General features: G+C 45.8%; 22 protein-coding genes. 4 read left to right on the top strand and 18 right to left on the bottom strand.

The features are described from left to right. Nucleotides 1–21: 21 nt before the first annotated feature. A complete protein-coding gene (locus DEU30_RS03105; protein ID WP_114981307.1) occupies nucleotides 22–831 on the bottom strand; it encodes a pyruvate, water dikinase regulatory protein in 810 nt (269 codons plus the stop codon). A 107-nt stretch (nucleotides 832–938) separates the two neighbouring features. Between DEU30_RS03105 and ppsA the strand changes: the two genes are divergently transcribed. Beyond that, nucleotides 939–3,305 (top strand): phosphoenolpyruvate synthase, encoded by a 2,367-nt coding sequence (gene ppsA / locus DEU30_RS03100; protein WP_114981308.1) that lies wholly within the window; start codon nucleotides 939–941, stop codon nucleotides 3,303–3,305. A gap of 2 nt (nucleotides 3,306–3,307) precedes the next feature. Beyond that, nucleotides 3,308–6,337, top strand: coding sequence for an FAD-binding and (Fe-S)-binding domain-containing protein (locus tag DEU30_RS03095; protein WP_114981309.1), 3,030 nt, complete (start codon nucleotides 3,308–3,310; stop codon nucleotides 6,335–6,337). Between the two features lie 26 nt (nucleotides 6,338–6,363). Here DEU30_RS03095 and DEU30_RS03090 read toward each other — a convergent pair whose 3' ends face one another. From DEU30_RS03090 to DEU30_RS03065, 6 genes are all read right to left on the bottom strand, one after another. Continuing rightward, nucleotides 6,364–7,401, bottom strand: coding sequence for a Glu/Leu/Phe/Val dehydrogenase dimerization domain-containing protein (locus DEU30_RS03090; protein ID WP_011234560.1), 1,038 nt, complete (start codon nucleotides 7,399–7,401; stop codon nucleotides 6,364–6,366). A 132-nt stretch (nucleotides 7,402–7,533) separates the two neighbouring features. Continuing rightward, nucleotides 7,534–8,676: a cupin domain-containing protein gene (locus tag DEU30_RS03085; RefSeq protein WP_114981310.1), complete on the bottom strand. Its 1,143-nt coding sequence runs from the start codon at nucleotides 8,674–8,676 to the stop codon at nucleotides 7,534–7,536. Beyond that, a complete protein-coding gene (purB, locus tag DEU30_RS03080; protein ID WP_016341327.1) occupies nucleotides 8,673–10,043 on the bottom strand; it encodes an adenylosuccinate lyase in 1,371 nt (456 codons plus the stop codon). The genes DEU30_RS03085 and purB overlap by 4 nt, the downstream gene beginning before the upstream one ends. Before the next feature lie 54 nt (nucleotides 10,044–10,097). After that, the gene (gene hflD / locus DEU30_RS03075) at nucleotides 10,098–10,718 is read right to left on the bottom strand and encodes a high frequency lysogenization protein HflD (protein WP_011234557.1); all 621 of its coding nucleotides are present in this window, start codon (nucleotides 10,716–10,718) and stop codon (nucleotides 10,098–10,100) included. Continuing rightward, nucleotides 10,715–11,830, bottom strand: a complete 1,116-nt coding sequence (gene mnmA / locus DEU30_RS03070; protein ID WP_011234556.1) for a tRNA 2-thiouridine(34) synthase MnmA — start codon at nucleotides 11,828–11,830, stop codon at nucleotides 10,715–10,717. Before mnmA ends, hflD begins: the two co-directional genes overlap by 4 nt. Nucleotides 11,831–11,910: 80 nt before the next feature. Continuing rightward, nucleotides 11,911–12,486, bottom strand: coding sequence for a pseudouridine synthase (locus tag DEU30_RS03065; protein WP_011234555.1), 576 nt, complete (start codon nucleotides 12,484–12,486; stop codon nucleotides 11,911–11,913). A gap of 106 nt (nucleotides 12,487–12,592) precedes the next feature. Between DEU30_RS03065 and DEU30_RS03060 the strand changes: the two genes are divergently transcribed. Further along, nucleotides 12,593–13,348 (top strand): hypothetical protein, encoded by a 756-nt coding sequence (locus DEU30_RS03060; RefSeq protein ID WP_110013131.1) that lies wholly within the window; start codon nucleotides 12,593–12,595, stop codon nucleotides 13,346–13,348. Between the two features lie 7 nt (nucleotides 13,349–13,355). Next, nucleotides 13,356–14,201, top strand: a complete 846-nt coding sequence (locus tag DEU30_RS03055; RefSeq protein ID WP_114981311.1) for a glucosaminidase domain-containing protein — start codon at nucleotides 13,356–13,358, stop codon at nucleotides 14,199–14,201. 68 nt (nucleotides 14,202–14,269) lie between these two features. Here DEU30_RS03055 and ttcA read toward each other — a convergent pair whose 3' ends face one another. The 11 genes from ttcA to DEU30_RS03000 all read right to left on the bottom strand — a co-directional run bounded on the left by ttcA (nucleotide 14,270) and on the right by DEU30_RS03000 (nucleotide 24,969). Then, on the bottom strand, nucleotides 14,270–15,172 hold the full coding sequence (ttcA, locus tag DEU30_RS03050; protein WP_110013130.1) for a tRNA 2-thiocytidine(32) synthetase TtcA: 903 nt from the start codon (nucleotides 15,170–15,172) through the stop codon (nucleotides 14,270–14,272). Between the two features lie 66 nt (nucleotides 15,173–15,238). Continuing rightward, complete coding sequence (gene uspE / locus DEU30_RS03045) at nucleotides 15,239–16,165, bottom strand: universal stress protein UspE (RefSeq protein ID WP_011234551.1); 927 nt, start codon at nucleotides 16,163–16,165, stop codon at nucleotides 15,239–15,241. A gap of 65 nt (nucleotides 16,166–16,230) precedes the next feature. Further along, entirely contained in the window at nucleotides 16,231–16,902 is a 672-nt protein-coding gene (locus DEU30_RS03040; protein WP_227016294.1) for a sulfite exporter TauE/SafE family protein, read from the bottom strand. Further along, a complete protein-coding gene (ccoS, locus tag DEU30_RS03035) occupies nucleotides 16,874–17,059 on the bottom strand; it encodes a cbb3-type cytochrome oxidase assembly protein CcoS (RefSeq protein WP_114981313.1) in 186 nt (61 codons plus the stop codon). Before ccoS ends, DEU30_RS03040 begins: the two co-directional genes overlap by 29 nt. Beyond that, nucleotides 17,056–19,434 (bottom strand): heavy metal translocating P-type ATPase metal-binding domain-containing protein, encoded by a 2,379-nt coding sequence (locus DEU30_RS03030; RefSeq protein WP_114981314.1) that lies wholly within the window; start codon nucleotides 19,432–19,434, stop codon nucleotides 17,056–17,058. Before DEU30_RS03030 ends, ccoS begins: the two co-directional genes overlap by 4 nt. 4 nt (nucleotides 19,435–19,438) lie before the next feature. After that, nucleotides 19,439–19,936 (bottom strand): FixH family protein, encoded by a 498-nt coding sequence (locus DEU30_RS03025; RefSeq protein ID WP_011234547.1) that lies wholly within the window; start codon nucleotides 19,934–19,936, stop codon nucleotides 19,439–19,441. Nucleotides 19,937–19,989: 53 nt separating this feature from the next. Then, nucleotides 19,990–20,943, bottom strand: coding sequence for a cytochrome-c oxidase, cbb3-type subunit III (gene ccoP / locus DEU30_RS03020; RefSeq protein WP_114981315.1), 954 nt, complete (start codon nucleotides 20,941–20,943; stop codon nucleotides 19,990–19,992). Further along, nucleotides 20,936–21,118 carry a cbb3-type cytochrome c oxidase subunit 3 gene (locus tag DEU30_RS03015; RefSeq protein WP_011234545.1) on the bottom strand — a complete coding sequence of 61 codons (183 nt, stop codon included), beginning with the start codon at nucleotides 21,116–21,118 and terminating at the stop codon, nucleotides 20,936–20,938. Before DEU30_RS03015 ends, ccoP begins: the two co-directional genes overlap by 8 nt. Then, nucleotides 21,118–21,738, bottom strand: a complete 621-nt coding sequence (ccoO, locus tag DEU30_RS03010) for a cytochrome-c oxidase, cbb3-type subunit II (protein ID WP_114981316.1) — start codon at nucleotides 21,736–21,738, stop codon at nucleotides 21,118–21,120. The genes DEU30_RS03015 and ccoO overlap by 1 nt, the downstream gene beginning before the upstream one ends. An 11-nt stretch (nucleotides 21,739–21,749) precedes the next feature. Beyond that, a complete protein-coding gene (gene ccoN / locus DEU30_RS03005) occupies nucleotides 21,750–23,186 on the bottom strand; it encodes a cytochrome-c oxidase, cbb3-type subunit I (RefSeq protein ID WP_011234543.1) in 1,437 nt (478 codons plus the stop codon). Between the two features lie 142 nt (nucleotides 23,187–23,328). Then, a complete protein-coding gene (locus tag DEU30_RS03000) occupies nucleotides 23,329–24,969 on the bottom strand; it encodes a methyl-accepting chemotaxis protein (RefSeq protein ID WP_114981317.1) in 1,641 nt (546 codons plus the stop codon). Between the last annotated feature and the right edge of the window lie 20 nt (nucleotides 24,970–24,989).

The following is a 24,989-nucleotide window of genomic DNA, read 5'->3' as shown; positions in this document are numbered from 1 at the left end:
TCTCAGAATATTAGAGCGGCATTAATAACGGTGCCGCTCTAAGTTTGTTTTAGCCAGAATTTTTGCGGCTATTTCTTCTACTGAATAATGGGTTGAGTTGATAAAAGGTACTGCCTCCCGGCTATAGAGCCTTTCAACTTCAGCTAGCTCAAACCGACACTGCGCCATAGAAGCGTATTGGCTGCCTTCCCGTCTTTGACTTCTAATTTCATGTAAACGCTGTGACGACAAGGTCAGGCCAAACAGCTTATGACGATACTGCTTAAGTTCTTTAGGCAATTGCAGTCGTTCAAAGTCGTCATCGTCGGTCAGAGGGTAGTTGGCAACTTTAATTCCGTATTGCATGGCCAGGTATAAGCTGGTCGGCGTTTTCCCTGTACGCGACACTCCAATTAAAATCAGGTCAGCTTTATCCAATTGATTTAAGCGTTTGCCATCGTCGTTATCCAGCGCGTAATTAATGGCATCTATTCTGAAGTTGTAGTTTTTATGTACACCATGAGTACGGTGTGTTTTCGGTTCCGCTTTGACGCCCAGCTCTTTTTCCACCGGAGCAATAAAGTGGTCTAAAAAGTCGTAACAAATGCCTCCACAGTCGGTAATTTTTGCTTTTAGCTTCTCGTTAACGAAAGTATGGAAGATTAAAGGCGGCTCACCACTGTCGGAAACGGCTTTTTTTATTGTTTTACACACCTCATTCGCTTTTTCCTTATTATCGATAAAAGGTAATGTTTTGTGCTCAAAATTGACTGGGAACATGGACAAAAGCGCGTGGCCAAAGGCCTCGGCGGTTAATGCTGTACCATCTGAAATGTAAAATGCATAGCGCACTGGCAAATCTCTTTTTAACCGATTGTAGGTTCGATATTAACTTGTTGGGCCACAGCGTGTAAAATAGGTGCCACTTCCATGCCGAAAAATCAATTAAGGATTGTGACGTGCAAGAATACGTAGTTTGGTACCAACATCTGGGAATGCATGACGTAAACCGAGTGGGTGGCAAAAATGCCTCGCTGGGTGAGATGATCAGTAACTTAGCCGGAGCAGGAGTTGAAGTGCCCGGTGGTTTTGCAACAACGGCTGATGCCTATAACCAGTTTCTGGAGCAAAGTGGTTTAAACGATCGTATTCACGATTTGCTCGACACGCTTGATGTTGACGACGTACAGGCCTTGGCTAAGGCTGGCAAAAAAATCCGCCAATGGATTATTGATACGCCGTTTCAACCAGAATTTGAAGCGGCTATTAAAGACGCTTTTGCTGAGTTAAGTGAAAACAACGAGGAATTTAGCTTTGCGGTACGCAGTTCAGCGACGGCAGAAGATATGCCGGATGCTTCATTTGCCGGGCAGCAAGAAACTTTCCTGAATGTACGTGGCTTAAGTAGTGTAATGGAAGCCATTAAACACGTGTTTGCTTCATTATTTAACGACCGCGCTATTTCCTATCGTGTTCATCAGGGCTACGACCACCGCGGTGTTGCGTTGTCGGCTGGTATACAACGTATGGTGCGCAGTGACATTGCCTCTTCCGGGGTTATGTTCAGCATTGACACTGAGTCAGGCTTTGATGATGTGGTTTTCATTACCTCGTCGTATGGTTTAGGTGAGATGGTCGTGCAGGGTGCAGTTAACCCAGATGAATTCTACGTACATAAACCAACGTTAAAAGCAGGCCGCCCTTCAGTATTGCGCAGAACTCTGGGCAGCAAGAAAATCCAGATGATTTTCTCTGACGACAGAGAACATGGAAAACAGACATTAATAGAAGACATAGAAAAGTCGAAGAGCCTGACCTTCTCGGTAACAGACGAAGAAGTCGAAACACTGGCTAAGCAAGCTCTTATCATTGAAGAGCATTATGGTCGTCCAATGGACATTGAGTGGGCAAAAGATGGCGTCGACGGCAAGCTGTATATTGTTCAGGCACGTCCTGAAACGGTTCAGTCAAACCAAAAAGGGCAAGCCATTGAGCGTTTTGCGTTAAAAACTAAAAGCGACGTTGTCTGCACAGGGCGCGCTATTGGCCAGCGTATTGGTCGTGGTGTTGCTCGTGTTCTGAATGATATTAGCGAAATGGATAAAGTGCAGCCGGGCGATGTATTAGTTACCGATATGACCGACCCTGACTGGGAACCGATTATGAAACGTGCGGCGGCCATTGTTACTAACCGCGGTGGTCGTACTTGCCACGCAGCGATTATTGCACGCGAACTGGGCATTCCGGCGGTTGTTGGTTGCGGTGATGCAACTGACCATATCAGTAATGGTCAGGCCGTTACGGTTTCTTGTGCCGAAGGCGACACCGGTTATATCTACCAGGGTGAACTGGACTTTGATATTACCGAGTCACAAATTGACGCTATGCCGGATCTACCACTGAAAATTATGATGAATGTGGGTAACCCGGACCGTGCGTTCGATTTTGCCAGCTTGCCGCATGCCGGTATTGGCCTGGCTCGCCTCGAGTTTATTATTAACCGCATGATAGGGGTTCACCCTAAAGCCTTGCTTAATTATGATCAGCAAAGCGATGAGCTGAAAAAGACAATTGATAGCATGATGGCCGGTTACAGCAGCCCTCGCGAATACTACGTAGCGCGTTTAGCCGAAGGCATTTCTACCTTAGGTGCTGCATTTTCGCCAGAACGCGTCATTGTGCGTATGTCTGACTTTAAGTCGAACGAATATGCGAACCTTATTGGCGGAAAGCAGTATGAACCTGGTGAAGAAAACCCAATGTTAGGTTTCCGTGGCGCGTCGCGTTATATCTCTGAAGAATTCCGTGACTGCTTTGCACTGGAATGTGAAGCTATTAAACGCGTTCGTAACGATATGGGTCTGACCAATATCGAAATCATGATCCCGTTTGTCAGAACTCTTGAAGAAGGCCGTAAGGTTATTGAGCTTCTGGCCGAGCAGGGACTGGTTCAGGGCGAAAATGGTTTACGCGTTATTATGATGTGTGAGTTGCCTTCTAATGCTCTGCTGGCTGACGAATTCCTCGATATCTTCGACGGTTTCTCTATTGGTTCTAACGACTTAACTCAGCTGACCTTAGGTCTTGACCGGGATTCCGGTGTTATCGCGCACTTATTTGATGAGCGTAACGAAGCTGTGAAGAAACTGCTGGCCATGGCCATTCAAACCGCGAAGAAACGCGGTAAGTACGTTGGCATTTGTGGTCAGGGACCGTCGGATCATCCTGATTTTGCTGCCTGGTTGGTTGATCAGGGCATTGATTCGGTATCGCTGAACCCCGATACCGTTATTGAGACCTGGATGTACCTGGCGGAAAACCTATAAGTATGACTGTATTACCTGAGATTGCTGCTGAGAATGCGTTACCAGATGACTACCGGCACTTTATTGAGCAGGTAAGAAGCTCAGAGTTTGCAGGTGAAATTGACGTGAGTTATTCGGGCCGTTTAATCGCGGCCACGGATAACAGCGTTTACCAAAACCTGCCTCAGGCTGTTTTGTACCCTCTTAATCAAACCGACCTTGTATTGCTGATGAAGCTGGCAGGTCAGGAAAACAACAGCAGTGTGCAGTTCTCACCCCGTGGTGGCGGCACCGGCACCAATGGTCAGTCTTTAACTTCCGGTATTGTGGTGGACTTAAGTCGCCACATGAATAAAGTGTTGGAAGTTAACCCGAAAGAAGGCTGGGTGAGGGTGCAGGCGGGGGTAGTCAAAGATCAGCTTAACGATATATTGCGTCCCCATGGTTATTTCTTCTCGCCTGACTTATCGACCAGTAATCGCGCGACTCTTGGCGGAATGATTAATACTGACGCTTCCGGTCAGGGGTCGTTGGTTTATGGGAAAACCAGCGATCACATTCTTGGTTTAAAAACTGTATTGCTGGACGGCTCTGTACTGGATAGCGGATCGGTTTCGCTTGAACAGGCGGAAACCGTTGCGCGACAGGATAATCGTATAGCTCGAATTTACCGACAGGTTATTGATACTTGCGTGGGTGAAGCTGAGAGTATTCGTGAGAAATTTCCGCCGCTGAATCGTTTTTTAACCGGTTATGACTTGAAACATGCCTATAACGCCGGGCAGCAAAAGATAGATGTTTCACGAATCATTGCTGGCTCAGAGGGAACCTTAGGCTTTGTCAGTGAAGCCCGGTTGAATATTACTCCTATTCCCAAACATCGGGTGTTGGTGAACGTAAAATATTCAAATTTCCAGGCTGCTTTAGAAAACTCGCCTTTCTTAGTTGATGCCAAAGCAACCTCTGTAGAGACGGTTGACAGTACCGTACTGAATCTTGCACGTCAGGATATAATCTGGAAGTCAGTTGAGCCGTTGTTGTCTGATGTTGAAGGTCAGCGCATGGATGGCATCAACATGGTTGAGTTCACCGGGTTAAATCAGGAAGAAATAGACAGTAAAGTTAATTCTTTAACCCAACGTCTGGACAAGCTGATTAAAAGCAAAGACAGCAAAGGGGTTATTGGCTATCAAGTCTGTGACGATTTGCCCAGTATCCAGCTTATTTATGCTATGCGGAAAAAATCCGTGGGCTTGCTGGGCGCTACAAAAGGGCGTCGTAAACCCGTTGCTTTTGCTGAAGACACCGCTGTACCTCCGGAGAAACTGGCTGATTTTATTAACGAGTTTCGTGCTCTTTTAGACGCTAACGGCCTGCATTACGGCATGTTTGGGCATGCAGATGCCGGAGTTTTGCATGTGCGCCCGGCACTGGATTTGTGTGAGCCTGAAGATGAAGTCATGCTCAGACAAATCAGTGATAAAGTTGCCGAGCTGACACAAAAGTACGGTGGACTCATGTGGGGCGAACACGGTAAAGGGTATCGCTCAGAGTACGTACCGGCATTTTTTGGTGAGCATCTCTATACCGAATTGCAAAAAATTAAGGCCAGCTTTGACCCCTTTAACCAGCTAAACCCGGGGAAAATCTGTACGCCGTTTAACACCAATGCCGAGCTTATTTCTGTCGATGCCGTTAAGCGCGGCTTCTTTGATCGTCAAATACCGGTGGCTACACGCGACAGCTATAAAAATGCGATGGACTGTAACGGTAATGGCTTGTGCTTTAATTACGATCCTAAGTCCGCTATGTGCCCCTCTTATAAGATAACGCGGGACCGTCGTTATTCTCCTAAAGGGCGGGCAGGGCTTTTGCGTGAATGGTTGCGGTTAACTCACAACGCCGGCTATAACGCGGCTGAAAAGCCAGAATCATTGGGCTTTGCCAAACGCCAGCTTAACCGGTTTACCGGAAAAAATGACTTCAGCCACGAAGTGAAAGAGTCCATGGACAAATGCCTGGCTTGTAAGGCGTGTACCAACCAATGCCCAGTCAGTGTCGATGTGCCGACGTTCCGCGCTCGTTTTTATGATCATTACTACAGTAAATACGCTCGTCCGTTAAAAGACTATCTGGTCAAAGGTATTGAAAAGACCGCGCCGATAGCGAGTAAGTTTCCCCGGTTGAGTAATGTACTGATTAATAATCCGTTAAGCCGGTTTGTACTCAAATACGGTATTGGCTACGTCGATACGCCGTTATTCTCAACGCCTAATTTAAGGACTGCCTGGCGCCGGAACGGACTTATTGAGTTAACCACAGAGCAGGTGATGAGCCTGACTGAGGATGAGAAGTCAAAAGCGGTGGTTATTGCGCAGGACCCGTTTACAACCTTCTACGAGGCCGATCTGGTTCTGAAACTGGGGCTGCTTATCAGAAATTTAGGTTATACGCCTGTGTTACTGCCGTTTATAGGGCATGGCAAGGCTCAGCACGTAAAAGGCTTTATCAGCGACTTTGAGAAAACCGCCGAAAAAGTGACTGAACAGTTAAAACCTATTTCTGATGCTGGTATTCCATTAATTGGACCTGACAGCTCCACGGCATTGATATTCCGGGACGAGTATCGCAAGGCGAGCGATGGTCAACTACCCGAAGTTAACGTCATGACGGTTGTAGAATGGCTTAATACTTTGAACTTTGATGATATTAATTCATTTACTACCAGCCACTACGGTCTATTGCTGCACTGTACCGAACAGAGTTTCGTGCCTGAGTCAGCTAAACAATGGCAAGCCTTATTCCAAAATCTGGGACTAAAACTGGATATTGTTAATGTGGGCTGTTGCGGTATGGCCGGTACATTTGGTCATGAGAAACAGAACCAGGAAGACAGCCAGGGACTTTATCAAATGGGCTGGCAACAAGCGGTTCAGGAGTATGGAAGCAGTGGAGTACTGGTTACTGGATTCTCGTGTCGCTCACAAATAAAACGGATAGAAAAAAAGCGGGTGAGACACCCGCTTGAGATAATCTTACAAAGCCTGAGTTAACTCAGGCTTTTTATTTGCAGTGACGTTTACTGCTTACCTTTGGCGATAATTTCGCGAGCCATTTCATCAGCGACTGTTCCGGTAGGGCGGTCTTCGTCCTGTGCCCGGGCAAAAAGCTGATCTAAGGTATCGTATATACCGCGCACACGTTTTTCTGTTTCTTCCACAGTAAAGTTGGCGGCTTCTGAACAGATATGAATAACGCCACCGGCATTAATCACGTAGTCCGGAGCGTATAAAATACCCATATCTTTAACGGCTTTATCATGTTTAGGGTTAGCTAACTGGTTATTCGCGCTGCCGGCGATAATTTTGACTTTAAGTTGCTTCAAAGTCTCATCATTGATGGTGGCACCTAAAGCGCATGGTGCGTACACGTCAGCGTCTACGCCATAAATTTCATCCAGACCAACAGCTTTCGCGCCCAGTTCTTTAACGGCACGCTCGATGGCTTCTTCGTTAATATCGGTAACAATAAGTTCAGCACCGTCTTCTGCGCAGTACTTGGCGAAATCGTAGCCAACAGCACCCAGACCCTGAATGGCAATTTTAACACCTTTAAGATCTTCGCTACCTAATTTGTGTTTTGCTGCCGCTTTAAGACCAAGGTAAGTACCCAGTGCTGTATGAGGTGAAGGGTCGCCGGCTTTATCGGCCGTGCCTGCAACGTAGCTGGTCTCTTTTGCGACCATACCGATGTCTTCAGTACGAATGTTGACGTCTTCAGCGGTAATGTAACGACCACTTAAAGACTCGATGAAGCGACCATAAGCGCGGAAGAGTTCTTCGCTTTTGATTTTTTTCGCGTCGCCGATGATAACCGCTTTACCGCCACCTAAAGGCAGACCTGCCATTGCACTTTTATAAGTCATACCACGAGACAAACGCAGTACATCGGTGACCGCTTCGGCAGAAGAAGCGTAATTCCATAAACGAGTACCACCAAGGCTTGGACCTAAGGTTGTATCGTGGATGGCAATAATGGCTTTTAAGCCTGATTCCTGATCATGACAAAACACCACTTGCTCGTGGTGATCAAATTCGGGATGCTCGTATAGAGACATGAGTTTCACTTCCTCATTGCTTCAAAAATTGCGCGAACATTACCATTTAGATAAGGCTCGCGCTACTTTAAGATGTGAATAAATTTAGGTATTTAAACGGGCGTTTATCAACTCTTGTTTACACAGAATCACTTAAGATTCATCAATGTATAAGTAGATGATTCCCTGGTTAATTGTTTCGGCAATTAGCTCGCACCCGGCAACAGATTTTGCCAATTTAGCTAATTCTTCAGTAGCTTCAGAACCTTGCAACTGCGCCAGCCATTCAGCAGCTGGTAATGCCTCTTGTATAACGTGAAAAACTTCGCCATTACCGTAAAACTGGGTATCGCTGAGTTTTAAGAAACGTGCGCCCGAGGTCTTTTCTATAAATGCATTTTGCTGCGCGAGCAGAGTCGGAATTTGCTCAGCGGTGGTCGGCAGCTCTGGCTCGGGAAGAGGGCGTTTAGACTGGGAGATGATTTTTGCTAATAATGCGTCGGTTTCATCGCTTTCTAAAGCGTCTTTTAAAAACTGCTTTAATGCACTTAGCTGCGTTTTTTCAATAACCCATGAAACGTCTTCGCTGCTTAGAGCCGGGTCTTGATAGCGCTCCTGCAATGACTCCTGTTGCATCGCAATATCACCTAACTGCAGCAGTAGCTCGGCTTTCGATGGAGCACGAAAACCAACAGAGTAGTTTAAAGACGGTTCCAGCGAGATACCGTCATGAGGACAGCCAGCTGGAATATATAAAACGTCGCCGGCAGTCAGGTGTTCATCAATAACAGCGTTGAATTCACCTTTTATCTGGCATAGGTCTTCCGCGGGCTGATACTCCTGCATGGCTTGTCGTTCACCGACCCGCCAATGTCGGGAGCCTGCGCCCTGAATAATAAAAACATCGTACTGATCCAGGTGAGGGCCAACACCGCCGTTTTCGCAGGAAAAACTGACCATTACGTCATCAATGCGCCAGTCGGGCAAAAAGCGGAAAGGGGTTATCAATTCACCTACGTCTGGTAGCCATTCGTTTACTGACTGCACCAGCAAAGTCCAGTCAGTTTCTCCGAACTTTTCGTAGTCCTCAAATGGGCCATGAGTCACTAACCAACCCGATTCAGTGTCTGCTTTTGACTCAATAACTCGCGAGTCAGCGCCTTCTTCCATCGCCAGCCCAGCCAGAATTTCAGGGCTGACAGGGTCGGTAAAATCGGCAAAGCCCTGTCGAATAAGACAAGGCTTTTTCTGCCAGTAGTTCGTTAAAAAATCGTCTTTATCAAACACTAATTTCATAGGAGATCATCAACAAACTGAGTGGCGCGGCCAATGTAATTTGCCGGAGTCAGTGCTTTCATTTCGTCTTTAGCAGCATCGGGCACGTCTAAAGAGTCAATAAATTTCGCCAGATCATCGCTGGTAATGCGCTTACCACGAGTTAGGGTCTTTAGCTTCTCGTATGGCTTTTCAACACCGTAGCGGCGCATAACGGTTTGTACTGGTTCAGCCATCAGCTCCCAGTTTTCATCCAGCTCAGCCGCTAAACGGGCTTCGTTAACTTCCAGTTTACTCAAACCTTTTAAGGTAGCCTGGAATGCGATAACAGTATGGGCAACACCCACGCCTAAATTACGTAAAACGGTTGAGTCAGTCAGGTCGCGCTGCCAGCGTGAAATAGGCAGTTTCTGAGCTAAATGCTGCATAACAGCGTTTGCAATACCCAGGTTACCTTCTGAGTTTTCAAAGTCGATAGGGTTTACTTTATGAGGCATGGTTGATGAGCCAACTTCGCCTTCAACAGTACGCTGTTTGAAGTGGTTCAATGCAATATAGCCCCATACGTCACGATCAAAATCAATGAGTACGGTATTAAAACGAGCTAATGCATCAAAGTATTCAGCAACATAGTCATGCGGCTCAATTTGCGTTGTGTAAGCGTTCCAGCTCAAGCCTAATGAAGTAACAAATTGCTCTGAAATGTGGTGCCAGTCCACGTTAGGGTAGGCTGCCAGGTGCGCGTTGTAGTTACCGACAGCACCATTTATTTTACCCATAACGTCTACAGCTTTAAGCTGTTCCAGCTGACGTTGTAAACGCACGGCAACGTTTGCAAATTCTTTGCCCATTGTGGTTGGCGTTGCCGGTTGCCCGTGTGTACGGGCCATCATAGGAACGGTTTTGTGTTCTTTCGCCAGTTCTTTAACCCGGTCGACCAACTCCTGCATCATAGGCAGTAGTACTTCATCGCGAGCCGTGTTCAACATTAAACCGTGAGAAAGGTTGTTGATGTCTTCGGACGTACAGGCAAAGTGGATGAACTCGGAAACTTTATTCAGCTCTTCGTTATCTGCCACTTTCTCTTTCAGAAAGTACTCAACCGCTTTCACGTCGTGGTTGGTGGTACGTTCAATAGTTTTTATGCGTTCAGCGTCGTCGACCGAGAAATTCTCAACAATAGAGTTCAGTATCTGTGTTGCTTCTTTACTTAGCGCAGGTACTTCTTTAATACCGTCAACGTCGGCTAATAATTGTAACCAACGAACCTCAACAGTCACTCGAAATTTAATCAGTCCGTACTCACTAAAAATAGGACGTAACATTTCTGCTTTTGAGGCGTATCGTCCGTCAACAGGTGACACCGCCGTCAAGGAGGAAAAGGGCAACATAAACTGGCTCTCCGAGGGTTAATTAAATCGTTAATTGTTACTTGTTACTGGTTATGCGACATGCAGCAGTTGCTGCGCTGTATCTAACATTTTCTTTCTAGAAAACACGAAATGACGACGCTTGCCGCCTACTTGCTGCCAAAGCACGGCACTGCGAATGCCAGCTAGCAGCAGGGTTCTAATATGGTGTTGATTTGAGTCCCGTTTTAAAAACTCCGGGTTACCATTAATGCGAATAGGTTGTCCCAGGGGGCTTATCAGTTCGCGATAAATGCCCGCCAAACTTTGCTGAATACGGTAGTTTTCAAACTCAAACTCTTCTTTTTGACGTTTTACCTGGGTAATACGCTCGCCCAGTAAATTGAGTATATCTGGTTGCTTTAAGAGCCTTCTGGATAAATGAATGAGGCCTATCAGATAGCGGGTAACCTCAATGTCCTTATTTTTATTGCTGCCGGCCTGGCGAATAAACGCCTGGATACCGGGCTTAATGTTGTCCAGTCCGCCGTAAATATCTTCGATATTGTCCGGGTTTTGCTGTAAAAGGCTGTGCACTAAGGTATTGCTAATAGATTCCGGGTAAAGCTCTCCGCTGCGAGCCAGCTTTTGCACAGCCATAGCACTTAACGACATGCCAGCTAAGGCAATTACCCGTTGCTGCCATTCGTTCATAGCTTAACCTCAAAGTCGGTAATGCGTTGTTCAATAATGCCGCCACCTAAACAAACATCATCACTGTAGAATACCGCAGACTGTCCCGGAGTAACTGCTGCGACCGGTTCTTTAAATTGAACCTGAAAGTCACCGTTACTAAGCGGCGTAACCCGGCAGGGAATGTCCTGCTGGCGGTAGCGCGTTTTCACCGTGCAATCGAAGGCCTCCGGTGGGGCGTTTCGACTAACCCAGTGCAGTTGTCCGGCAATAAGGCCTTGAGAGTATAGACGCGGATGTTTCTTCCCCTGCGCTACAATTAAAACGTTACGTTCGACATCTTTGTCGACAACATACCAGGGTTCGCCAGAATTATCGGCCATTCCACCTATATGCAGACCTTTACGCTGACCCAGAGTGTGGTACATCAGGCCTTCGTGTTCGCCTAAGGCTTCACCTTCAACGGACTCAATGGGGCCGGGTTTAGCAGGCAGGTACTGCTGCAAAAAGTCCTTAAATTTGCGCTCGCCAATAAAGCAAATACCGGTTGAGTCTTTTTTGTCGGCCGTTACCAGACCTTGTTCTTCAGCAATTCGACGAACTTCTGGTTTCTCCAGTTCTCCGACCGGGAACAGAGTTTGTGCAATGTGCTCGTGGCTCAAGGTATACAAAAAGTAGCTTTGATCTTTATTACTGTCTAAGCCGCGCAGCATTTCCCATTTGCCATCACGCTGTTGACGACGCACATAATGTCCGGTCGCAATATAATCGGCATCTAATGCTTCAGCGGCAAACTCGAGAAAGGCCTTAAATTTAATCTCTTTGTTGCACATAATATCGGGATTAGGCGTGCGACCCGCCTTGTATTCTTCCAGAAAATACTCGAATACATTGTCCCAATATTCTGCAGCGAAATTGATTGTGTGCAGCTCAATACCCAGCGTTTCACACACTTTTTCAGCGTCAGCTAAATCGTCGGAAGCAGCGCAGTATTCGTCAGTATCGTCTTCTTCCCAGTTCTTCATAAACAGGCCTTCTACCTGATAGCCCTGTTGCATAAGAAGGTAAGCTGAAACCGAGGAGTCGACGCCCCCGGACATTCCGACAATGACTTTTTTACTGGCATTTGACATAGGTTGACCCTAACTGACTATAGCTCCTGAATTGGCTGCGCATTCTATCATTTTAGCGCGCACGAGGGTAGCTCAGGAAGTTACCAAACTGGTGGCTCTGAACGCCATTCGCCGGGCTGCATTGTTTTTAACTGAAAAGGACCCACAGCGGCCCGTATCAGGCGAAGGGTAGGTAACCCAACATGCGCTGTCATACGGCGAACCTGGCGGTTTTTGCCTTCACGTATTTTAAGGCAAAGCCAGCTGTCAGGAACGCTTTTGCGCTCACGAACGGGAGGGTTTCGTGGCCATAAGTTCATTGGTTCAGGCATAACGAAGGCTTCAGCTGGGCGGGTCATTCCGTCGTTTAACTCGACACCGTTCCTTAATTGCTCTAACTGCTCTTCGCTTGGGTCACCTTCTACCTGCACCCAATAGGTTTTCCAGACTTTGTACTTAGGGTTAGCAAGGCGAGCCTGATAAACGCCGTCATTGGTTAGCAACAACAACCCTTCGCTGTCTTTATCAAGACGTCCGGCGGGGTAAACGTCGTTATGGGGAATGAACGGCTTTAAAGTCTGGTCGCCTTCTTCTCCGGTAAACTGAGATAAAACGCCGTAAGGCTTGTTCAGTAAAACCAACTTGGGGTTTGCCGGTCGTTTTGTCTGCGATTTCATGACTGCCTCAGATTGTTCTGTCGATTTAAATTGGATCGTACCAGAGGATACTCTAGTATATCGGGCGCTAGTTTATCTTACTGATCAAAAAAGTGTGGGAATTTCTGTGGATGATAACAAAGTAATAATTGGTGGTTCATTAGTTGAATCGCTTAAAGGAAACTATCAGCTGTCGTTGCGGCAAGTTTTTGAACAGGCTTTTAACATTACCAAATCAAACTTGACCCCGTTAATTGGTGGCTTTTTGGTTTTACTGGGTATTAATGTGGTAATGGTACTCATTTTGATGAACGTGTTTTCGATTGAGAGCCTGCAAACATCAATAAAACTTCAGTACTTTTCCAGCATTATACAAGCTGTAATCAGCGCTCCTTTATTAGGTGGCTTGATGTTAATGGGTATCAAGCACAGCGTCGGTATTGGCACAAAAAGCGCAGATGTTTTTAACGGTTTCAATGTGATGTTCCCTTTAATTGCTGTCGCTCTAATAAGTACTTTGTTAAGCATCGTAGCCAGTCAATTATTTGGGTTGATTCATCCAAATATTTCTATTTTGGCGCAACTTTATATTACGGTTATTTTGACACTCGCCATGCCATTAGTTATTGAGCGAGGAGTTGGCCCGTTAAACGCCTTGTACTATTCAATAAAAATTATCCATTTCAAGCTGCCTAAATTTATCTTGTTATTTTTGATTCTTGCGGGCTTGTTACTTCTGGCCATTATCCCCTTCGGGCTAGGACTTATCTGGATGTTACCAATGATTTATAACCTTATTGGAGTGGTCTATAGAGAAGTCATTGGCGTAACAGTTATTGAGAAACCCAAAAAAGACAGTTCGTCTGAAAATATTTCAGCCTGAGGAATACATGCGATTATTAACCATACTACTATTTATTGTACTGAGCGTAGCGGCATTACTGTTGCCGTGGCTTATTAAAGAAACTGAAATAGAAACTCCGGAGCAATCGGTTACAGCTCATTTACCGGCCATTCCTGACGTGCCTGTGCATAGAGATTTACCTGACTTTATGTCGATGACCGATGTTACGGAAAAGAAAGAAGAGTTTTTTCGCTTTTTACTGCCTATGGTAGAAGCTGAAAATATACGTATATTGCATGACAGGGCTTACCTTAAAGCAACTTACGAGCGTTTTAAAAACAATGAGTTAACTGAGGCTGATAAAAAACAGCTAGCGGACTGGATTGAGTATTACCGTCTGGAAGACGACATTGCAATTGATGAAAATTTATTTGGCTTGCTAAAACGCCGCATCGATATTATTCCGGAAATGATGGTACTTGTTCAGGCTGCAAATGAATCGGGCTGGGGAACGTCCAGGTTTTCACGTAAAGGCCTGAACTTATTTGGTCAATGGTGTTATTCCAAAGGCTGCGGCTTAATTCCAACTGGCAGAGATGAAGATGGACGCCATGAAGTTGCGCAATTTGATTCGGTCAACGCTTCAGTAAAAAGTTACATGCGTAATATTAACACTCATGGTGCTTATCTGGATTTACGTTTGCTGCGAGAGCAAAAACGCCTGGATAACGAGGACATACTGGCAAGAGATTTAATTACCGGCTTATCAAGCTACTCTGAACGAGGAGAAGAGTATATTGATGAACTCCGCGCAATGATTCGTATCAATCGACCCATTGTGAAACGAGTCAGCGAGGAATTGAATACGCCGGAAGTTCCGCAGCCAGAGTAAAGTTTAAGCGAAATTATATTGGCAAAACATAAGAGAGGCTCAATTCAGAGCCTCTTTTTGTATCTGGTTTAGGCCAAATGTTTGATGGGAATATTGCTGGCAAAAACAGGACTCTCTTCAGTTTCAAAGTTTGAAGTAAAGCTGTCAGTATCAAAAGCTTTATCGCCATTTTCATCAGCAACGCCGTCTGCGGTAACGGCCTTAAAATCAAACAGGGCACTGTCGGCCAAATGTGAGGGTACAACGTTTTGCATTGCCGTAAATAAGCTTTCAATTCTGCCCGGAAATTGTTTGTCCCACCCGTTAAGCATTTGCTTTATTTGTTTTCTTTGCAGGTTTTCCTGAGAGCCGCATAAGTTACAAGGGATAATAGGAAACTCCATTGCAGCTGAGTATTGTTCTATATCCTTTTCACGGGCATAAGCCAAAGGGCGAATAACTACATGCTCACCATTGTCACTGGCCAATTTTGGCGGCATAGACTTTAACTTGCCACCGTGAAACATATTCAGAAAAAGGGTTTCAATCATGTCATCGCGATGATGACCCAGAGCTATTTTAGTCGCTTTTAACTCTTTCGCTGTGCGATACAAAATGCCTCGTCTAAGACGGGAACATAACGAACAGGTTGTTTTTCCTTCGGGAATTTTGTCTTTTACGATGCTGTAGGTGTCTTCTTCAACAATTTTGTAGTCAACACCAAGCTTATCCAGATAGGCCGGAAGCACATGCTCCGGAAACCCGGGTTGCTTTTGATCCAGGTTGACCGCAACCAGAGAAAAGCGAACAGGAGCAACTTTTTGCAGATAGAGAAGGGTGTCCAGCAAAGTGTAACTGTCTTTGCCGCCTGACAGACACACCATAATATGATCGCCGTCTTCAATCATGCCGAAATCTTGTATGGCTTTTCCCGCATCGCGACGAATACGTTTCTGTAGCTTGTTGAAACTGTATTTATTTTCACTGGCCATAGTGGCTCCTGCAACCTGTGTCATCTGGAAGTTCTGAGGAGCCGGATTATACCTGAGGCATTAAACTCAAGCGAGGGGACTGACAAAGTCTTCTGGTTTAATTGCCAGCACGTCACAATTTAACTGGTCCAGTACGTGTTCAGCTGTGTTACCTAATAAGGCGGCGCTTAACCCCGTGCGGCCAATGGTGCCTAATACCACCAATTCCGCATCGAGTTGTTTTGCTGCTTCGGGAATAACCTGTTCCGGCAAACCTTGCGACAAATGCTGGTAGTGGCTGGAAATGCCGTAATCACGTCCCAGCGCGGCCATACGGTTCACGTGGTGCTGCTCGAGTGCATCGCTGTATTCGCTGACATCAAATTCAGGAATCTCCACCGCTACGTTAACCGGAGCGCTGGGGTAAGCATTGACCAGGTGCACACTTGCATTCAGTACTTTGCTCATGGACTGCGCGTGTTCAATAATACGTTTATTTAACTGTTGGTGATGTTCTTCTTCAGAACCGGTATGAACGGCAGCAATGATCTGCCCGTGGCTTGGCCACTCATGTTCTTTAACCAGCAAAACCGGGCAGGGAGCTTTTCGTAACAAGTGCCAGTCAGTTGGTGTGAAAATTAAATTCTGGAAGCTGGCACTGACCTGAGTACCTTTTATTATAAGGTCGTGCTTGTGTTTTATCGCTTCTTTAATAATGGCTTCAAAAGGTCGGTTATGCCAGACCACATCAATATCAATGCGAACCGAATCGGTATCAAATTCGCTCAATACGTCGGTTAACCAGGCTCTTCTGTCCGCTATAAGATTTGAACGCATAACGTCGCGTTCCTCACTGGATAGCATGGTTGTCATTTCGTAAGAAAAGTCATAAATAGACAAAAACAGCGTTAATCTGGCATCGCTCAATCTAGCCATATGTAAAGCGCGTTTTAATGCTTTGTGCTGCTCATCTGCAGCGTCTATAACAACTAAAATATGACGGAATGCGTCCATACTGACCTCGTAGTTAATCTATGTTCATTGTTAAGATTAGACGAAAGCAGAACGCTTTGCAGGCTTTATTGGAAAAAAGGTTTGATTAAGGTCAACATGCTCCATAAAGCATAGATTATTAGCAAAACACCCATAGCTGTACGCACGCCCTGGGCGCGTAAAAAGCGGTGCAAAAATTGACTGAAATGTCCGGCGGCTATCATTGCTGGCAAGGTTCCCAGACCAAAAGCAGCCATGGTTAGCGCTCCACCGCTAGCTGAGCCACTTAAAGCTGCCCAGCTGAGGGCACTATAGACCATGCCGCAGGGTAACCAGCCCCATAAAGCCCCGGCAAAGAAGGTGGCAAAAATACCAGGCTTGTTTCTGAGTTTTGCGGCCAGAGGCTGTATTTTCTGCCAAATTGGACGTGCTGACTTTTCCAGATACACCAATCCTGAAAACCATCCGGTAAAATACAGTCCGAGCAAGAGGAGAAAAGCAACAGCTAACCAGCGAAGAATGATTGTTGTATAACCACCTTCCGGAGCAAACAAGCCAATAGCTCCCCCGACCAAAGCTCCAATAAACATATAGGAACAAACCCGGCCTAAGTTATATAGCCAGACATGGTAGGGGCGGGTATTAATGCCCATGGCACTGGCAATGCCCCCGCACATCATTAAGCAATGCCCGGCACCGGCCAGCCCCATCAAAAAGGCTGTAACTAAATCAGCGCTTGGGTTTATCGGATTCATCATCTGCGTTATTGGTATTATCTTCGTCGTCCATCAGAATATTGAGTCCCTGGCGTTCAATGTCCTCAAACTGGTCGGAGCGTACCGCCCAGAAAAAGACCGCAACAGCGATAATAACGAAAATTATAGCGATGGGAATTAATGCGTAAATTACACTCATTTTCGATACAACCTTAGGGAGTTTCCTATTACCAGAAGAGAACTAAGCGACATACCAAGTGCTGCTGCCCAGGGAGCAATCATACCGATAGCAGCTACAGGTAATACAGAAACATTATACACCAATGCCCAAATGAAATTCTGTTTCATAATCTGGCGTGTTTTGAGAGCGCTTTCTATTACCACTTTAATTTGATTCAGGGATTCAGACATCAACACAACATCGGCTGCCGTTTGCGCTAAATCAGATGCTTGAGAAAACGTCATTGAAAGGTCGGCTTTTGCCAGAACCGGGCTGTCATTAATGCCGTCGCCGACCATCCAGACCGTATGCCCAGCTTCTTGTTGAGCTGTGACAAAAGCAAGCTTTTCTGATGGTTTCAAGGCACTGTGATATTCAGGGATACCCAGTTCATGAGCCAGAGACTGAACTCTTGATTCGCTATCTCCGCTTAGAATAATGGGTTGATAACCGTTGTTTTTTAACCAGTTAATGGTTTTAGCAGCATCTTCTCTTATTTGATCTTCCACTCTGAACTCGGCCAGGATGCGTTCTTTACTGGCAATGACGACCTGGTGCTTGTTAGTCGCTTTAAACTCCGGATGCCACTGCTGAATGTAAGTTTCACTACCTGCGCGATATGACTGACCGTTGAATTCTCCTTGCAGGCCAAAACCCATCTCGTTAGTGACATCCTGAAATGACGCTGGGGTGTCCGACAGCTGGCTTAAAGGAACCGAAAGAGGGTGTTCGGAAAAAAGCTCCAGTCCGCTAATCAGTTCATCAACGGTGTTAGAGTCTATGTAGTCATTTCGCTCAACCAGCCGAAACTTTCCCTCCGTTAGGGTACCGGTTTTATCCAGACACACTTTATCAAGGTGTTTAACGGACTCAAGGACATCCGAGCCTTTTAATAAAATACCATCTCTGTTTAGTCGATGAATGATGCCAGTTAATGCTGTCGGTGCCGCGAGAGACAAAGCGCAAGGGCAGGTGGCAACTAAAACAGCCAAAGTAACCCACAAAGCATGATCTGGCTGGATCCACCACCAGCTAAAATAGGTAATAACTGCAACGGTTAAAATTGCAGCAATGAAATAGCCCGCCAGTTTATCGATAACTTGCTGTGCCTTGGGTTTAACCGCTAAAGCAGAATCCTGCATTGCGATAATGCCGGCCAAAACTGTTTGCTGAGCGGTTGCTGTTACTTTTATCCGTATTGGAGAGTGTTGATTAATACTGCCGGCAATAACCGCGTCTCCAAGTTTTTTTGATCTGGGCAGGCTTTCTCCGGTCAACAAGCTTTCATCAACCTGAGCTTGCTTATTCAGTAATTCACCGTCTGCAGGAATAGTTTCACCGGCTTTCACACGAATAATGTCACCGGTTTCCAGCAATTTAATAGCAACGGATTCATAGCCCTCGGGAGTTTCACGGTTAGCCAGCTTAGGCAGTAAGGTCAGACGGTTAGTGGCAAATTTTAATGCTCGTTCTTTTGCCAGTAACTCCAAAAAACGGCCCGTCAACAAGAAGAAAGTAAACATGGATATGGATTCGAAATAAACCTCACCCGTATTGGTTATTGTCGCGTACACACTGGCACTGTAGGCGCCTAATAAGGCGATACTGACGGGAATGTCCATGTTCAAACGCGATGCCTGTAAAGCTCTTAGGGCACCTGCATAAAAAGGTTGTGCGCTATAAAGAATAACAGGGGTCGCGAAAACCAGACTGACGCTCCAGAGAAAGCGTTGTAAGTCAGGTGATAAGTCGCTGACAACGCCGAAATACAGGCCAAAGGCAATCATCATAACCTGCATAGTAGCAATGCCCGCTACGCCTAATCGACGGATATAACTCTTTCGCTGCCTTGCATATTGTTGCTCGGCTTCATTGGGCTGGAATGGCAGAGCCTTGTATCCAATATTGGCTAAAACTCTTAAAATATCGCTTAGTTTTAATTGAGCAGGAGACCAGCTAACCTGAACCCGGCGGCTGGTAACATTAACCACCGCTTTTTGTATACCTTTAAGGCGCAATAGCTCACGTTCAATTAGCCAGCCACAGGCGCCACAGGTAATGTTCTCTACGGTGAGAGTTGCCAGCTCGGTGTCGGCTCCCTCATGCCTTACAAACTCTTTTTGTAAGTCAGGGTTGTCGTAGAGATCTAAATCATTTAATTCTTCAGGAAGAACGGGAGAGTCCTGTAATTGAGATGTGTCTCTGTGTTCGTAATAAGCGTGCAGGTTGTGCTGAATGATGGTTTGTGCCACAGCTTGACATCCAGCACAACAGACCGGTTTCTCAGAACCTTTGTACTCAACAGCAAGATTAACCCCTTTGGGAACCGGCTGCAGGCAGTGAAAACATTCCATTCAATCAAACTCCGTATAATAACGGACGAAGTTTAGTCAACTCGGATTTTGGTAGTTGATATTTTTCGCTTACTTTCCAGACTTCATTAAAAGGCTCAACGGTTATGGTCCACTTGCCCTCTATCTCTTCAGGAATATCTGCTCGATAGGTACCATCTGAAGCAACCGTCAACATGCGGGTAAAGTCTTTTTCATCTTGTGTAGCGTGAATAAAAAACACTCGTAGAGCAGACAGCTCTTCCGGCTGGCCAGAAGCATATTTAAGAGTAAACAGGCCTTTATCAGCAGTAAACTCAAAAGAGATATTACGGCGTTGTGCTTCTTCAACATGCTCGATAATTGCGTTGATGGTTTTGCCGCGTTTGTAGTAGTCATCAACCACCATGGAAACACCGCCCTGAGATACGGACAGATAAATAATAACGCCACAGACGATCATGACAGTAACGGGGAGGGAAATAAGAAACCATGGCCAGAACTGCTTATACCAGGGTTGAATCATAATGAGACCTCATACAAAAAGCCCCGCCGTAGCGGGGCTGTGTTTACTAGGTTTTATTCGTCGTTAGATAAGCTGTAGACATAAGCTGAAATAACGTGAATTTTATCTTCACCCAGAATGTTTTTCCACTTGGGCATAACACCGTTACGACCATGCTTCAGAGTTTCTTCAATTTTATTAATTGAACCACCGTAAAGCCAGACGTCATCAGTTAAGTTTGGCGCGCCGAGCTGCTGGTTACCTTTGCCATCAGCTCCGTGACACGCACTACAAACTGCGAAGTTTGCTTTGCCAGCTTCGACTAAATCGGCATCACGTTCACGACCACTTAAGCTGGCGACATAGTTCGCTAGTTCATTAATTTCTTTACCGCTGAACTGCTCACCAAATGCTGGCATATTGCCCTGACGCCCTTCACGCAAGGTGGTTTTTATATTGCTTGGTTCACCACCATATAGCCAGTCGTCGTCAGTCAGGTTAGGGAAGCCTTGACCACCCATAGCGTTCGAGCCATGACACTGCGCACAGTTTTGCAGGAACAAACGTTGACCAACATCTAGCGCATCTTCATTTTTTGCCAGCTCTTCAATTGGCTGCTCTGCAAATGCCGCAAAAATAGGGCCATACTTTTCTTCCGCAGCACGAACGGCACGGTCATACTCAACAATCATCCCTTTTTCATGGGCTTCTTCCATTGCTTGGCGAGACTCTTCTAAGGACTGAATATCCTGATTTGAGCTTTTCCAGCCAAGCAGTCCGTTAAAGTTCCCAAGCCCTGGGTATAGAGCCAGGTATATAAAGCCCCATACAAAGCAGGCCCAGAACAAATAGGTCCACCATTTAGGAAGAGGGTTGTTTAATTCTACAATCCCATCGAATTCGTGGTCCATTTCCTGACCTTCTTCGATGTGAGTGTAATTTTTCATGTTCCAGCGCAGTAGCCAAATTAATACCACTAAGGTGGCCAGCGTTAAAACAATTATCCATGCACTCCAGAAGCTACTCATCTTTCTTCGACTCCGGTTTGTCGCTGTTATCTATTGATGACTCGTCCTCAAATATAGAATTAGCCGCATCATCAAATTGCTTTTTTGTACGGCGACTGAACGCCCAGGCCACGATGGCAATAAAAATTGCCAGTATGATCAGGCTGAACACGCCGCGCCAAGTTCCGTAATCCATTACTTATCAGCCTGCTGTAGCGTTGTGCCAAGCGATTGTAAGTAAGCGATAAGAGCCTCCATTTCAGTTTTACCCTGAACGGCTTCTTTTGCATCGGCGATGTCCTCGTCTTCGTAAGGAACGCCCAATGTACGCATAACTTCCATCTTCTTAGCTGTGTATTCACCCGTTAGCGTGTTTTCTGCAAGCCAAGGGAACGCTGGCATATTAGATTCAGGAACCACATTACGAGGGTTCATTAAATGAACGTGATGCCATTCATCGCTGTAACGGTCACCCACACGTGCCAGATCAGGACCCGTACGCTTAGAACCCCAAAGGTGAGGGAATTCCCAAACGTGCTCGCCAGCTAATGAATAGTGTCCGTAACGTTCCGTTTCTGCACGGAATGGACGAATCATCTGGCTGTGGCAGTTGTTACAACCTTCGCGCATATAAATATCGCGACCTTCAAGCTCTAACGCGGTGTATGGCTGCAAACCTTTTATGGGTTCATTGGTCTGATTTTGAAACAGTAGGGGAGTAATTTCTACTAACCCACCGATTGAAACCGCAATGATCATTAAAATTGACAACCAACCTAAGTTCTTTTCAACAAATTCGTGTTTAAAACGACTCATTATTCTCTCCCTCAGGCAGTTTGTACGACGTTGCCTGCAGCTGTCTCACGACGGCCGGCACGAATTGTCTGATAACAGTTATAAGCCATCAGCAACATACCAATTACAATGAAAACACCACCGATAAAACGGCCTGTCCAGAATGGGTATGATGCCTGAACACTCTCTACGAAACTGTAAGTTAAGGTTCCGTCAGAGTTTGTCGCACGCCACATAAGACCTTGCATCACACCTGAAATCCACATTGAGACGATGTAGAAAACAACGCCAATAGTGTGCAGCCAGAAATGAACGTTCACCAGCTTAATGCTGTGAATTTCTTTCTGGTTAAACAGGCGAGGTACCAGGTAGTACATGGAACCGATAGTGATCATAGCAACCCAGCCTAAAGCACCTGAGTGTACGTGACCCACAGTCCAGTCAGTATAGTGAGAAAGTGCGTTCACTGATTTGATTGCCATCATCGGGCCTTCGAAAGTCGACATGCCGTAGAATGACAGAGAAACAATTAAGAAACGCAAAATTGGGTCGGTTCGTAGCTTATGCCATGCACCAGATAATGTCATGATACCGTTAATCATGCCGCCCCATGAAGGCACGAACAGGATAACAGACATGACCATACCGACCGACTGAGTCCAGTCTGGTAACGCGGTATAGTGTAAATGGTGAGGTCCGGCCCATATGTATAAGGAAATAAGTGCCCAGAAGTGAACAACCGACAAGCGGTAAGAGTAAACAGGGCGCTCAGCTTGCTTCGGTACAAAGTAATACATCATACCCAGGAAGCCCGCGGTCAGTAGGAAACCTACCGCGTTATGCCCGTACCACCATTGAACCATGGCATCGACAGCACCTGAATAGATTGAATAAGACTTCATAAACGACACTGGTAAAGCGAAGCTATTCACAATATGCAGCATGGCGATAACGATAATGAAACCACCGTAGAACCAGTTAGCCACATAAATGTGTGATGTTTTACGAATAGCCAGTGTGCCGAAGAAGACGATTAAGTAAGCCACCCAAACGACAGTAATTAAAATGTCGATAGGCCACTCAAGCTCAGCGTATTCTTTCGTGCTGGTAAGACCCATAGGCAGAGTAATAACTGCTGCCACTATAACGGCCTGCCACCCCCAGAAAGTGAAAGCTGCCAACTTGTCTGAGAACAAGCTCACTCTACACGTTTTCTGAACAACATAGTAAGAAGTGGCAAAAAGAGCGCTGGTACCAAACGCGAAAATAACAGCGTTTGTATGTAGCGGGCGAAGACGGGAGTAGGTTAGCCAGGGAGTATTGAAGTTAAGCTCTGGCCAGACAAGCTGGGCAGCTATCAATACGCCTACAGACATACCGACGATACCCCAAATAATCGTCATGACAGTAAACTGCCGGACGACTTTCATATTATATTCGATCGGTTGTTGTGGAATTGTTTGACTCATCTTTTAAATCCGCAGTGATGTAAGATCAGGAAAAAGGTGACTTTTACCAGACAGACACAATCCATGTAAAAGTGCATTTATTTTACGTCTTGTGAGTTGAAAGGTACAGGGGAGATTACCAGTATCCCCTGTATTTTTAAGGTTATTTTGTCTTAAACCGACTGACAAGTTGACTCAAATCAATACTGTTTTTACTCAAATCCCGACTGACTTCAGCAACGCGTGTATTAGCGTCCTGATTGGCTTGAGAAAGGTCGGAAATGCCAGTGATATTCTCGTTCAGATCTTTAGTTACCCGACTCTGCTCGTCGGTCGCAGAAGCAATTTGTATATTCATGCTCGATATATTCGCAACGGCTTCCTGAATCTGACTTATCGCTTGCTCGGCTTTCAGAGCCTCCTCGTTTGTAGAGGACGAGCGACGTTCAACATCGCTGATGATCTGGCTCACATCTTTAATCGCACCCTGGATACTTTCCACAATTGAAGAAATTTCATCCGTTGAATGCTGAGTTCTGGTTGCCAGCGTTCGAACTTCATCGGCAACGACCGCAAACCCTCGTCCGGCATCGCCAGCGCGAGCAGCCTCAATAGCCGCATTTAACGCCAGTAAGTTGGTTTGTTCTGCTATAGCAACAATGACGCCGAGTATGTTTCCTATTTTGTCAGAGCCGTCTTGCAGTAAGCGGGCTTTTTCGCCTGCTTTACCCAGCTCAGAGGTTAGTGCTTCAATATTATTAACGGATTCTCGTACGATAATAGCTGAGCGCCCAGCTTCTTCGTCTGCCGTATTAGCCGAGTCGGCAGCCTGACGAGCGTGATCAGCAACTTCTGCAGCGGAGGACGACAGTTCGGTGATGGCTGTCGCAACAGAACTTGTTTGCGAGCTAAGTTCATCACTTTGACGGCTGCTGGTACCCGATAACTCAGTCAGTTGACTTGCAGCTTCGCTCTCATTTTTGGCACTTTCCTGCACACTTTGAACAAGTTGCTGAATTTTATGAACAAAGGTGTTGAATGATTTTGCTAGTCGGGCAAGCTCATCAGAACCCGATTCATTCAGTCGTCTAGTCAAATCGCCTTCGCCTTCGGCGATGTCGAACATAGCACTATTAATGGTTTTTAAAGGGCTGGTGATACTGCGTATGATGACAACAAATAACAAAAGCAGGGGCACGGATAAAACAACGGCTAAACCAGCTAATTTAAAAAACTCCTGCCATAGAATAGCGGTAATGTTGTCGCTGTACTGTCCTGTACCAAGGATAATATTCCATGGTTCAAAAACTCGTATCCGGCTGACTTTCGCGACGAGGTTATTGGCATCACTGCCTTTTTGCCAAACGTATTCTACTGTAGCTTCGTTGGCCGAACGTGCTTTGCGAACCATTTCCTGGAAAAGACGTGTTCCTTCAGGATCCTCATAGCTCATTACATCCTTACCAACTAATTGTTTAGTAAAAGGATGCTGAACCAGAATTCCATCACGATTCAGTGTGAAAATGTATTCGCTGCCTTCGTATCTAATCTCGTCGAGACTGGTATAAGCTTTAGTTTTTGCTTCTTCCTCAGTCAAATTACCGTTTAGGTATTGCTGGTGGTAATGACTGACCACACTGTGAGCAGTATCAAGAACGGAATCGAGCTTACGTTTCTCTTCCTTGACCAACAGGTTATTCAGTAAGAACATCATAAAGGCTACCATCAGGGCAGTCCCCAGAGCGGCGATACCCAATAATGATATAAGTCTCTGTGTGATACTTAACTGCTGTACGATTTTCATTAATATTCCTTACTCAATCG

This window comes from Idiomarina sp. 017G (assembly GCF_004362265.1).
In the GTDB taxonomy this organism is placed as follows: domain Bacteria; phylum Pseudomonadota; class Gammaproteobacteria; order Enterobacterales; family Alteromonadaceae; genus Idiomarina; species Idiomarina loihiensis.
The sequence above is the reverse complement of the archived record's forward strand: the minus strand, read 5'-3'. Positions and strand labels throughout refer to the sequence as shown.